We start from the raw sequence: 13362 nt of genomic DNA on the forward strand, positions 1-13362 counted from the left end.
TGAGAGCTTCCTTGCCCATCTCCAACGGGTGCAGGAACGCTTCAGCCAAGAGGTGGACAAGCCGGCCGATTACACCCAGACCCCCTATGGGGATCGGAACACTATCGCCTACTTTTCGATGGAATTCGGCATCCATGAAAGCCTGCCGCTCTTTGCCGGCGGCCTGGGTGTCCTAGCCGGCGACCACCTGAAAGCTGCCTCTGACCTAGAGCTGCCGCTGGTTGCCGTTGGTCTGCTGTTCCGGGATGGTTATTTTCACCAGTATCTTGATCAAAATGGCTGGCAGCAGGAAGGCTATCAGGAAACCGATCTTTTTTATCTGCCCATCGGCAAGGCCAAGGACAGCAACGGCAATCAGATAATCATTTCAGTTGCCGGCCCTCAAGGTGATATCAAAGCGACTATCTGGAAAGCCAAAGCCGGCCGGATCACCCTTTACCTGCTGGATGCCAATATCCCGGAAAACAGTCCCGAAATCCGTGACATTACCGCCAGGCTCTACAGCGGTGAATCGATAACCCGCTTGGCCCAGGAAATTCTGCTGGGCATCGGCGGCATAAGGGCTCTGAAGGCAATGGATATACGGCCAAAAGTCTGCCATATGAATGAGGGCCATTCAGCCTTTTGCAGCATAGAACGACTGGCTGAGTGCATCGAAACCCACCAGGTTGACATCAAAACCGCCTTGGAAATAGTTCCACGGACTATGGTGTTCACTACCCACACCCCGGTAGCCGCCGGCCATGATGAGTTCCCTCCCTCCATGGTCAGGCCCTACTTTATCCCTCTCCAGGAACGGCTGGGAGCCACCGCCGATGAGATGCTCGCCTGGGGCCAGCAGGCCGGTTCCGGACCGGGCGGCTCCTTTTCCATGTTTATTCTTGCTCTTCGCATGGCACTTTACTGCAATGGCGTCAGCGAGCTGCACGGCAAGGTGGCCCGGCGGATGTGGTCCCACGTCTGGCCCAACCGGCCCGAGGATGAGATTCCCATCACCCACGTTACCAACGGTATTCATCTCACATCGTGGCTCTCCCATCGTAATTTCATGCTTTTTGAAAATTACCTGGGACCTGACTGGGAGATGCACCCCTGCGACCCCCAAGTAACAAAAAAAATTGATGATATTTATGACGAAGAGCTGTGGAATGCCCATCAGATGTGCCGTTCCCGCTTGATCAGCAACTGCCGTAAACTGATGGTCAAACAGTATAAACAGCGCAATGCTTCCAAAGCCGTGATGGAGCGCGCCGAATCAGTTCTTGACCAGGACATCCTGACCATTGCTTTTGCCCGCCGATTTGCCACCTACAAACGGGCAACCCTGCTTTTGAAGGATCCAGACCGACTGGAAGCACTGATAAATTCCCAAACCAAGCCGATACAATTGATTTTTGCCGGCAAAGCGCACCCCAAGGATAATGAGGGGAAAGAACTGATTAGAGCTCTTGTGACCTTTGCCAACCGCCCCAGTGTTCGGCATCGCTTTATTTTTCTGGAAGACTATGACATCAATATTGCCCGCCATCTGGTCCGCGGTGCCGATGTCTGGCTCAACACCCCCCGGCGTCCCTACGAAGCTTGCGGCACCTCCGGCATGAAAGCGGCTATCAACGGCGTCCTCAACTGCAGCATTCTTGACGGCTGGTGGTGTGAAGGATATGATGAACAGTGTGGCTGGCAAATCGGTGCCGGCGAAGACTACAATGACCCTGCCTACCAGGACATGGTGGAAAGTCAGGCCCTCTACAACGTCCTGGAAAATGAGGTCATCCCCTGTTTTTACGAACGCCGGGACGGCACCACTCCGACCCGATGGATTAAAATGATGAAAGAGTCCATGAAAATGGCCATGCAGAATTTCTGCAGCATTCGCATGGTGAACGAATATGAACAACGCTTTTATCGCGAGTTGGCCCAGAATCATGACCAATTGCTGGCAAACAACGGTCAAAACGCGATAACATTAGTGGAGAAGCATCAGCGCCTTCACAGGTTGTGGAGTGCTATTCATCTTGAACCGCCCATCCGCGACACCAAAGGGGCGTTCAAGGTGGAGGAAAATTTTGGCGCCAGTACGGTGGTTCATCTGGGGGAGATCAATCCCGATGAAGTCCTGGTGGAGCTGTATTACGGTCCCTCGCAATCACCGACGACCGTCAGTCCAGGATATACGATGCCAATGACCGTTAAGGAGGATCTTGGCAACGGTACCTACCGCTATGCCTGCACCTTCACCTGTGAAACGGCAGGCCGCTACGGCTTTACCGCCCGGGTTACGCCGGTAGGCGACCAGCGAATCAGGTTTGACACCGACTTCCTCACTTGGGCATGATGAAGACAACAACGCACAAGCCAACGGTCAGAAATAAGGCGTCATCAGCACCAACAACCGCTTGACGGCAGTACTGCACAGGAGGTACGACCATGTCCACCACCCGCAGAAATCCCCGGGTGCTCATTGTCACCCCGGAGGTTACCTACCTACCGCCTGGCATGGGTAATATTGCCAACCATCTGGCCGCCAAGGCCGGCGGCCTGGCAGATGTTTCAGCAGCCCTGATCAGCGCCCTGTTTGAACAGGGAGCTGATGTCCACGTGGCCCTGCCCGATTACCGAGCTCTGTTCAATGATCAATTACCGCCCCCCTTACGGCAGGAATGGAACACCATCCGCGAGCGGGTCCCGGACGACCGCCTCCATCTGGCCGAAGACCGGGCGTTCTATTATCGGAGCCAGGTCTACTCGAGCTACGGCTGGAAAAACATGCATATCAGTCTGGCCTTCCAACGGGAGGTTATCAACCACATCATACCCGAGGTACAGCCGGACCTGATCCATTGCAATGACTGGATGACCGGCCTTATCCCGGCCATGGCGCGGCGGCATGGGATACCCTGTCTGTTCACCATCCACAACATTCACACCGTCAAAACCACCATGGCTCATATTGAAGATCGAGGCATCGATACGGCTTCCTTCTGGCAGAATCTTTATTTCCAACAGATGTCCTATAGCTATGAAGAGACCCGGGAACATAATCCGGTGGATTTTCTCACCAGCGGCGTCTTTGCCGCCCATTTCGTCAACACCGTCAGCCCGACGTTCCTGCATGAAATCATTGACGGGCGGCATAATTTCGTTGAACCACAGCTGCAGCATGAATTGAGCAATAAATGGTACGCCGGCTGCGCCGCCGGGATTCTCAATGCCCCCGACCCCTCCTACAACCCGGCAACCGATGCTGAGCTGGGCTTCCCCTTCGACACCGGCAGTTTTACCGATGGCAAACGTCGGAACAAACGGTTGCTGCAGAAAACTGTCGGCCTGCGACAGGACGAGAATGCCCCCCTGTTTTTCTGGCCCTCACGACTTGATCCGGTGCAAAAAGGCTGTCAGCTGCTGGCGGACATTCTCTATGAAACTGTTTCGCGCTACTGGCAACAGAATCTACAGATTATTTTTGTCGCCAATGGTGACTTCCAACAGCATTTCAAGGATATTGTCAACTTCCATAAGCTCCATGACCGGGTGGCAGTCTGTCATTTCGATGAACAGCTCTCCCGTCAGGCCTACGGAGCTGCCGATTTCATTCTCATGCCCTCCCGCTTTGAGCCCTGTGGGCTGCCCCAGATGATCGGCCCCATCTACGGCACCCTGCCGGTGGCCCATAACACCGGTGGCATCCACGACACCGTTACCCAGCTCGATCACCGGAATAACCAGGGAAACGGCTTCCTCTTCGACTACTATGACGCCCCGGGCCTCTTCTGGGCCTGTGAACAGGCGATGAATTTCTACAACCAGCCGGCTGCGGTGAAGCAGACACAGATTGGTCGAATCATGACTGAAAGTGCCGCCACCTTCAACCACAGCGTTACCGCCAGCCACTATATCAATCTCTATGAAACCATGCTTGAGCGGCCGCTCATCAACCCTGATTTCGCCAACCAACAGCAGGAAGTAAAGGACTGAAAACAATGTTCAACCATTATCGTACCCTCATAGTTATTGTCTTGCTCTGTCTCTGCGGCAGTGCTTTTCCGCTCCACGCCAGGGCAGCCTGGCTGGATGACTTCAAAGCTGCCAAATCCCAGGCAACCCGGGAGCATAAAGACCTGCTGCTGGTTTTCTCCGGCTCTGACTGGTGCGGCTGGTGCATCAAGCTTGAGCAGGAAGTGTTTTCGCAGGCAGGATTTATGGCAGAGGCGGAAAAGCAGTTCATTCTCGTAAACCTTGATTTTCCCCAGAGGAAGGCCCAGGCACCAGCGGTCAGGGAGCAAAACCAGCAGTTGAAAGCAGACTACCGCATCGAAGGCTTTCCCACCGTTATTCTGGCTGACGCGGCAGGGACCCCCTATGCCCGGACCGGCTACCTGGAGGGTGGCAGCACTGCCTATTTACAACATCTGGCTGGTTTTCAAACCGCCAAGAAGGCAGTTGATGACCTGATGACCAAAGCTGAGCAGGCCAGCGGCATGGAGCGGGCCCGGCTGCTGGATCAGGTCCTGGAAACCATGCAGGCCAACCACCTGCCAGGCAACCATAGAAAAATTATTGATGAGATAATCAGTCTTGACACCGATAATCAGGCCGGTCTGCAGGGTAAGTATGAAATCTACCAGAAGGTTGCTCCCATTGAGGAGGCTCTGCGGCAAACGAGAAACTTCGATCAGGCCCTGACTGATCTTGACACCCTCCTGGCTGAAGATGGCTTGCAGGCGGAAACAAAACAGCGCCTCTATCTTTTCAAGGCTACCATTTGCCTGCAAGGCAAAAAAGATCCGGAAGCAGGAATTCAAAACCTTCAGCTGGCCGCTCAAGCAGCTCCTGATACTCCATTGGCCGCCCAGATTCCGGAGTTCATCACCCAGATCATCAAGCAGAAACCGTAATCTTTTAATGGCGCCAACCACCCGACACAACAATGCCATTGCCGCTCTGCTGGCCGCCGACCCCTATCTGCAGCCTTATGAAGGGGTTCTCCGGCGGCGACAGACGCAAACCGTCGTCATGGCAGAACGCCTCACCGGCAACGTCATGGAACTCTCGGCGTTCGCTGCCGGCCACCACTACTTCGGCCTCCATTTCAACGGTCAGGAGTGGATCTTCCGGGAGTGGGCCCCCCATGCCACGGCCCTCTTCCTGATCGGCGATTTTACCGGCTGGCAGGAAGAACAACGGTATGCGCTGCAACGTCTCAACACCCACGGCGAATGGGAAATCCGCCTGCCGGCCGAATGCCTCTCACACCGGGATCTTTTCCGCTTGCGCATCCACTGGCAGGGGGGAGCCGGAGACCGGTTGCCGGCCTATGCAACCCGGGTGGTACAGGATCCCCAGAGCCTGATTTTCAATGCCCAGGTCTGGCAGCCACCGGCACCTTACCGATGGCAGCACCCCAGCTTCACCACTGCCGGCAGCCCCTTACTGATCTATGAAGCCCATGTGGGGATGGCCCAGGAAGAGGAAAAAGTCGGCAGCTACCGGGAATTCAGCGACCATATACTGCCGATCATTGCCGATGCCGGCTATAACACCATTCAGCTGATGGCCATTCAGGAACACCCCTATTACGCCTCTTTCGGCTACCATGTGGCCAATTTTTTTGCGGCATCCTCCCGCTTCGGAACCCCGGAAGAGTTGAAGGAGCTGATTGACCGGGCCCATGGCCTTGGCCTGGCAGTGATCATGGATATCATTCATTCCCATGCGGTCAACAATGAGGTGGAAGGGTTGAGCCGCTTTGATGGGACAGACTACCAATATTTTCACCAGGGGCTCCGCGGCATCCACCAGGCCTGGGATTCACGCTGTTTTAATTACCACAAGCCGGAAGTGCTCCACTTCCTCCTGTCCAACTGCCGTTTCTGGCTGGAGGAATACCATTTTGACGGTTTTCGTTTCGACGGCATCACCAGCATGCTCTATGACCACCACGGTCTGGGTAAGGCCTTTACTTCCTATGATGATTATTTCGACAATCATGTGGACGAGGAAGCCGTCACCTATCTGACCCTGGCCAACACCTTGATCCATGAGCTCAAGCCCGAGGCCATCACCATCGCCGAAGACATCAGCGGCATGCCGGGACTGGCGGCACCTGTTGATGAAGGCGGGATGGGATTTGACTATCGCTTTGCCATGGGGGTTCCCGACTTGTGGATAAAACTGACCAAAGACATTCCCGATGAAGCTTGGCCAATGGGCAACCTCTGGCATGAAATGACCAACCGACGCCCCCATGAAAAAACCATAAGTTATGCCGAATCCCATGACCAGGCGCTGGTGGGCGATCAGACCCTCATTTTCCGGCTGATCGGCTCTGCCATGTATGACCACATGGCGGTTGCGGACCGGCACCTCGCCGTCGACCGGGGCATGGCTCTCCACAAGATGATCCGCCTGCTGACCCTGGCAACCGCTGGCCACGGCTACCTCACGTTCATGGGCAATGAATTCGGCCATCCGGAATGGATCGACTTTCCCCGGGCGGGCAACAACTGGTCATACCACTATGCCCGCCGACAGTGGCACCTTAAAACTGACCCCGGCCTCAAGTACCATTTTCTCGCCGCGTTTGACCGCGACATGATCTCCCTGGCAACACGATCACGACTGCTGGAACAGCGGCAGATTGATCTCCTCCACGAACATAATGATGACAAGGTAATGATCTTTCAGCGGGGCACGCTGCTGTTTGCCTTCAACTTCCACCCCCACCACTCCTACACTGATTACCGGCTCAGTGCCCCTCCGGGCAGCTATGAGCTTATTTTTGACAGTGACGAGGCACACTATGGAGGTCACAACCGTTTGCAGTCCAACCAGCAGCACCTGACCATCGCCGAACATACCCCTAGCCGACACATGCTCAGCCTCTACCTGCCGGCCCGAACTGTCCAGGTGTTGGAAGCCGATTTTTCCTGAACGTTCTCTCGACAACACCGACATCCACCATAAAAAAGAGAAAAGGGCAGTCAATCGACTACCCTTGGCATGACAACTATTTTTTTGCCACCGACACTCACAGACACACATGCCCCACTGACCGGAGCTTCATGGAAAATAAGCGACGTGATTTGCGGTTCTTTTGGGTCAGTGTGGGTCGGTGGCCAAAAAAACATGACTAGCGCACCTCCACTTTACATCTTCATAACCAGCAGCTTGATCGCCAGGACAATCACCGCAGTGGTCACCACTTTCTTCACCCAGGTGTGGCCTTTGAGTACTGTCAGGTGAACCCCCAGCTGGCCGCCGACCACCGTCCCGGCCGCCAGCGTCAGGCCCAGTGGCCAGTGGACCTTGTCCTGCCAGATGAACACCCCCAGGGCCAGAAGCGTATAGATAAGAATACTCAACACCTTGACGGCATTACCGCGTACCAGATCAAGACCGGCCAGGGTGGTAGCCGCCAGTACCAGAAAACCAACACCAGCCTGAACAAAACCGCCGTAGATACCCACCAGAAAAAATCCGGCTGCCAGCAGCCAGACCCGCGGCTTCTCTGCCACTGGCCCACCGCTGTCAGCCCCTTTCAGGGGATCCCAGAGAGTCCAGAGGGTTACCATGATCATGATCAGGGCAAGAACGTTTTTAAATGCCTGTTCGCCGATCCGCACCGCTCCCCAAGCTCCCAGGAGAGCACCGGCAGTTGCCGGCAGGGCAGCCCAGACGACATAGCGCCAGTCAACCACCTTATGGCGATGAAAACCCCAGACAGCACCAACATTCTGGAGCAAGATGCCAACCCGGTTGGTGCCGTTGGCCACGGTCGGCGGCAGGCCGAGAAAAATCAGCAGGGGCATGGTTAAAAAAGAACCGCCGCCGGCAATCACATTCAAGGTCCCGGCAATAATGCCAAAAAGGAAAAGCAGGATATAGGAGATCATGGCAACTCAACCACGGCAGGCCATCAGTTTACTTTTGCCGGAAGGGGAGTGGGTCACGGACACCTGAGAAAAAATCTTTTCCAGCAAAGTGGTCTCACCACGGATAAATTCCCGGGCATCACCGGCACCCATGGAATAGACCCGCAGATAAAACATCAGCTTGATCAATGGCCGTTTAGGAACCTCATGTTCCATCAACAGGACAACCCCACGGTCGGCAACCACGCGCCGCATCTCCTCCAGTGCTCTTCGGCGAGCCATACCCTTCAGTTCGTAAAGGGCATGGGAACAGGTGACCACATCAAAGGAATGATCGGCAAACGGCAGGCTGGCGGCATCACCTTCAACAACCGCAACCCGGCCAGGGCCATCCTTTTCCCTGGTTTTCAGCAGCATGCCATGGGAAAAATCATAACCCACCAGCAGGGCCTCGGGATGGCGGTCGGCAAAGGTCAGGATGACCGAACCAGTGCCACAGCAGATATCAAGAATGCGCGGCCGGGAAGCACTGGCAAGCTGGGCTGCGTCAACCAGAAAAGTGCGGGTATCATCTTCATTACGGCGGGCATGGAGGCGGATAAAGAGATCATAAAAAGAAGAGAACAGATCATAGTACCGACGACGGCCCGTTCTTATAGCCGGCATAGAAACGCCCCCCACTCACCGTCCCGGATCGGCGTCTCGGCAGTCAGGCCAGCCTGAGCATAAACTTGGGTGACCGAGGCCAACTGCTCATCAAGGATGCCCGAGAGAATCAGACAGCCACCGGGTTTCACCTGCCGGACAAGCCATCCTGAAAGTTCAATGAGGACCGGAGCAATGATATTGGCAACCACCAGATCATACTGTCCACCATCAAGATCGTCTCCCTTCTCCAGCAGGGTTACCACCCGGCACCGGTTCAAACGACAATTTTCCGCCGCATTGGCAAGCGCCTCGACATCAATATCGATGGCAGTCACCTGGGCAGCGCCAAGTTTCTCTGCCAGAATGGCCAGAATGCCGCTGCCGGTGCCCACATCAAGGACCACGTCACCTGGTTTGACAGCCTTTGCCAGCAGGTCAGCAGCCAGGCGGGTGGTTTCATGGGTACCGGTGCCAAAAGCCATCCCGGGATGAATGATAATTTGCCGCGCCCCATCTTCGGATGCTGCCGTCCAAGGAGGAACAACCCGCCAGGAGGAGGCAAAGTCAACCGGCTGAAAGTACTGTTTCCAGCCGTCCATCCAGTTTTCCTGCTTAACCTGATCAATAACCACCGGACATCCGGCCTGCAGAGATGGCCCCAGCTGTTCCCGCAACCAGAAGACCTCCTGGCGCCGATCAGCGGGAAAATAGGCAATAAAGGTTCCCGGCTGGCAGCCCTCTTCTGGCTCCCAGAGGCCACAGCACCCGGCAGCAAAAAGCTGCCGGGTGACCTGTTCATGATATTCAGCTAGCGGCACCAGCCGCAGAGACCACCAGAACGGAGGGGAAATATCCTGCCGCTGAGCATGATGCTTTGCCATCAGCTATTGCAACCTGATGACAACAAAAATCCGCATGTTGCGCCGCTGCACCAGAAAACGGACCAAATCATTGCCCTTGGTTTTATCAATTACCTGCTGGAAATCCTTTACCGTTTGAATCTCGTCATTATTCACCTGGAGGATGATATCCCCGGGACGCAACCCCCCTTCGGCCGCCAGGCCATCGGTAGTCAAACGGCCGATCACCACTCCAGACTCGCGGGCAAGCTGAAAACGAGCGGCAATTTCCGGGGTAATCTGGTGGACGGTCATTCCCAGCTTATCCACCTCCCCCTCGCCATCACCCTTTTCAGCCGCAGCCATTTTTTCATCATCAAGTTCAGCCAGCACAACGGTCAAGCTCTTCTCTTTGCCGCGCCGCAAAACCTTGACGCTGGTTTTGGTTCCAGGAGGAACGGCAGCAACCAGACGGGGCAGTTGATGCATGTCATCAACCTCCTGCCCATTGAAGGAAACAATAATATCTCCCGCCTTGATGCCGGCTTTTTCAGCCGGACCATCACTGACCACCTCTGCCACCAAGGCACCCCTCTCATCTTTAAGATCAAATGATTCCGCCAGTTCCGGAGTCACTTTCTGGATCTGCACCCCCAACCAGCCGCGGGAAACCTTGCCGGTTTTCAGTTGGGGCAGCAAATCTTTTGCCATATTGACCGGAATGGCAAATCCGATCCCCTGGCCGCTGGCAACAATGGCCGTATTGATCCCCACCACTTCTCCCTGCAGGTTGAACAGTGGGCCACCACTGTTGCCGGGATTGATGGAAGCATCGGTCTGAATAAAGTCATCGTAGGGGCCGGAGCCGATAACCCGGCCGCGGGCGCTGACAATCCCCGCAGTCACCGTCCGCTCCAGACCGAAAGGATTGCCGATGGCAATCACCCAGTCACCCACTTCCAACCGGTCCGAATCCCCCAGAACAGCCACCGGCAGATCATGATCCACCTCGATTTTCAATACTGCCAGGTCGGTTTTGGCGTCGGTACCGATAATCTTTGCCTCATAGCTCTTGTCATCCGACAGGGTCACCTGAACCTCATCAGCATCCTCGATGACGTGATTATTGGTGACAATATAGCCTTCCTTGCTGATGATAAACCCCGATCCCAGACTTTTCTGTTTGAAACGCCGTTGGGGGACTTGGCCGAAAAAGCGATTGAAAAACTCATCAAAAGGATCATTATTGGAAAAAGGGGAGCCATGGAAACCGAAATTACGCCCTTGGCGTTCAACCACCTTGGTGGTATTGATATTGACCACTCCCGGGGTCAGATCCTTCACCAGAGAGGAAAAGCTTGCCGGCGGCGGCGACCCGAAAGCAACCTGACACAAACTGGCACACACCATGAAAACCAAAAGAGCTGACAATGAAACCCGCAACATTTTTTTCATAACCGTGACAACCTCCATACCGTTACTAGAACAGCCATATTATTACCACGTACTGTGCTTACCATACCACGTTTTCATCAAAAGCTGGACGTTTGCTGGTACAATACATAATAGGAATCTCAACCCGAAAATCAACCTATCCTCTGAAAAAATCTCTCCCTGCAGAGAGCAACCTCCCTTCCCTTAACATCCGTCCGGCCATGATCAGGAGCCCAAAAAAGGGACACCCCTTGACACCATGTCAAGGGGTGGTTGGCGCAGCACCCTAAAAGGAGGAAAAGGGTTGTTTGCCAACAGGAAGAGAAGGGAGAAAAAGAGCGTTGTTAGGTCAACCCGTCTTGCTATATATGCTTAATATAACAAGGTAAAATTATACCAGCATTAGAAAGAGATTATTGTTTTCTAATTTCCTTTCCACCCTCATGCTGGACCATGGGCAGCCTGACCGTAAAGGTCGTACCGACATCAAGCACACTGTCAACGAGAACTTCACCATGGTGAGCCTCAACAATCCATTTCACAATGCTGAGCCCCAGACCACTGCCCCCCTCCTGCCGACTGCGCGCCTTGTCCACCCGGTAGAAACGGTCAAAAATCCGCGGCAGATCGGCTTCAGGGATGCCGATGCCCGTATCACCAACAATCAGTTCAATCCCATGCGGCACGGCAGCAAGCCGGACAACAACTGCGCCGCCGGCCGGTGTATAGCGGATGGCATTGGCCAGCAGGTTGGCTGCCATCTGGCGGAGGCGAAAGCTATCGCCGATCATTACCGGAACCGGCTGAATCTCGCCGCTTAGCCTGATCCCTTTCTGCTCTGCCAGCAGGGTAAACTGGGAAAGCAATTCACTGATCATATCATCCAGCTGCAATGATTCATGGGACAAAGGTTCCTGGCCGATATCAGCTTTGGACAGAAACAGCAGATCCTTGACGATACGGGACATCCGCTCAATTTCCTCCAAGTTGCTTACCAGAATTTCCCGATATTCATCACCCGTACGATTATCCCGCAAGCCGACTTCCACTTCACCACGCAAAATAGTCAGCGGCGTCCGCAATTCGTGGGAAGCATCAGCAGTAAACTGTTTAACTTTGGTAAAAGACTGCGACAGCCGATCGAGCATTTCGTTGATGGTTACCGAAAGCTGGCCGATCTCATCCTTGGCTACGGCAACGGTTATCCGTTCATCAAGATTGTTGGCGGTAATATGCCGGGTGGTGGCGGAAATATCCCGAATAGGTTTTAATGCCTTACCGGCGAGGAAATACCCCGCCAGTGCAGCAACGAAAATCAGGGTCGGCAGGGAAATCAAAAGAATCAGCAGCAGGTTCTGCATTGAATCCTGAACATATTCCAGTGAGGTTCCCACCTGAACCACCCCACGAACCTTTTTTTTATAATCGAAAACAGGAAAATTGATAAAACGGACGGGAATCCCGGCATCAAACAGATTCTGGGTTTCAAAAATAACCTCGCCCTGGGTAACCCGTTTGAGAATCTCCCGGTTAACCGGAATTGATTCATCATCAAGGTTTCCCGTCCGCGAACCAATGGTGCCGGACAGGTCCAGCAAACGAACGAACTTCCCCGTTGGCCGGACACCGAAAATATGGTGCAGTCGCCGTTCAAACTCCGGCGGCAGAAAGCTTGGGACCGCACACAGGTCGGTTTTGGCAATCAGCTCAGCCATGGTTTTCAGCCGCTGGTCAACCGTGTGATTCAGCTTCTGTTCCATCATCAGGTAGACCCAGCCACTAAAAACAGCAAGGAACAGACCAAAGACCGCCACATAGAGCACCGTCAATTTCAATCTGATACTCAATGCTTTCACGACGGCTGCTCCTCCTTCATCACATAACCAACCCCCCGCACTGTATGGATAAGCCGGTTGGCAAAGCCTTTATCGACCTTATTGCGCAAATAATTGATATATACATCAATGACATTGGTGAAGCTGTCAAAATTATAGTCCCAGACATGCTGGGCAATCATGGTTCTGGTCAGCACCCGGTTGGGATTGCGTACCAGATACTCCAGCAGAGCATACTCCTTGGCGGTAAGTTCTATCTCCTTATCCCCCCTGATGACCTTGTGGGATATAAGATCAAGAGTCAGATCGGCAAAGGTCAGGATATTGGACCTGGCACCGGAACCACGACGCAGAACTACCCGGATCCTGGCCAGCAGTTCCTCGAAGGAAAAAGGTTTGGTAATATAGTCATCACAGCCGGCGGCAAACCCTTCCAGTTTATCTTCAACCATCTCTTTGGCAGTCAGCATAATAACCGGAATATTGATCTGCCTGGTTCGCAGACTGCGCAGAACTTCAAAACCATCTTTGCCCGGCATCATGATATCCAGGAGGATCAGATCGTAATCATTGCTAGTCGCCAGATGTTCACCATCAATGCCGTCATAGGCAACATCTACGATATACTGTTCTTCCTTCAAACCTTTCTGCAGAAAGTTAGCAACCTTCTGTTCGTCCTCAATTACCAGAATTTTCATTGTTTCACCCTCTTTGGCATACAATAATTTTTTTATA

10 protein-coding genes are annotated in these 13362 nt (G+C 53.9%); 4 read left to right on the forward strand and 6 right to left on the reverse strand.

All coding sequences use genetic code 11. The features are described from left to right. The 4 genes from glgP to JXO50_05860 form a co-directional block, all read left to right on the forward strand. Positions 1-2335, forward strand: a 2335-nt coding sequence (glgP, locus tag JXO50_05845) for an alpha-glucan family phosphorylase (GenBank protein MBN2332610.1), incomplete at its 5' end; no start/stop codon positions are given. Between the two features lie 92 nt (positions 2336-2427). Next, positions 2428-3975 (forward strand): glycogen/starch synthase, encoded by a 1548-nt coding sequence (locus tag JXO50_05850; GenBank protein ID MBN2332611.1) that lies wholly within the window; start codon positions 2428-2430, stop codon positions 3973-3975. A gap of 5 nt (positions 3976-3980) precedes the next feature. Then, positions 3981-4895: a thioredoxin family protein gene (locus JXO50_05855; GenBank protein ID MBN2332612.1), complete on the forward strand. Its 915-nt coding sequence runs from the start codon at positions 3981-3983 to the stop codon at positions 4893-4895. Positions 4896-4902: 7 nt separating this feature from the next. Continuing rightward, a complete protein-coding gene (locus JXO50_05860; protein ID MBN2332613.1) occupies positions 4903-6930 on the forward strand; it encodes an alpha amylase C-terminal domain-containing protein in 2028 nt (675 codons plus the stop codon). 215 nt (positions 6931-7145) lie between these two features. Here JXO50_05860 and JXO50_05865 read toward each other — a convergent pair whose 3' ends face one another. The 6 genes from JXO50_05865 to JXO50_05890 all read right to left on the reverse strand — a co-directional run bounded on the left by JXO50_05865 (position 7146) and on the right by JXO50_05890 (position 13325). Then, the gene (locus tag JXO50_05865; protein MBN2332614.1) at positions 7146-7892 is read right to left on the reverse strand and encodes a sulfite exporter TauE/SafE family protein; all 747 of its coding nucleotides are present in this window, start codon (positions 7890-7892) and stop codon (positions 7146-7148) included. Positions 7893-7898: 6 nt separating this feature from the next. Then, positions 7899-8537, reverse strand: a complete 639-nt coding sequence (locus tag JXO50_05870) for a methyltransferase domain-containing protein (GenBank protein ID MBN2332615.1) — start codon at positions 8535-8537, stop codon at positions 7899-7901. Next, positions 8525-9400, reverse strand: coding sequence for a 50S ribosomal protein L11 methyltransferase (gene prmA / locus JXO50_05875; GenBank protein MBN2332616.1), 876 nt, complete (start codon positions 9398-9400; stop codon positions 8525-8527). The genes JXO50_05870 and prmA overlap by 13 nt, the downstream gene beginning before the upstream one ends. Positions 9401-9403: 3 nt before the next feature. Further along, complete coding sequence (locus JXO50_05880; GenBank protein ID MBN2332617.1) at positions 9404-10804, reverse strand: DegQ family serine endoprotease; 1401 nt, start codon at positions 10802-10804, stop codon at positions 9404-9406. Between the two features lie 401 nt (positions 10805-11205). Then, positions 11206-12648, reverse strand: a complete 1443-nt coding sequence (locus tag JXO50_05885) for a heavy metal sensor histidine kinase (GenBank protein ID MBN2332618.1) — start codon at positions 12646-12648, stop codon at positions 11206-11208. Next, positions 12645-13325, reverse strand: coding sequence for a response regulator transcription factor (locus JXO50_05890; GenBank protein ID MBN2332619.1), 681 nt, complete (start codon positions 13323-13325; stop codon positions 12645-12647). The genes JXO50_05885 and JXO50_05890 overlap by 4 nt, the downstream gene beginning before the upstream one ends. Between the last annotated feature and the right edge of the window lie 37 nt (positions 13326-13362).

Source organism: Candidatus Anaeroferrophillus wilburensis (genome assembly GCA_016934315.1).
GTDB classification, from domain to species: Bacteria; Desulfobacterota; Anaeroferrophillalia; order Anaeroferrophillales; family Anaeroferrophillaceae; genus Anaeroferrophillus; species Anaeroferrophillus wilburensis.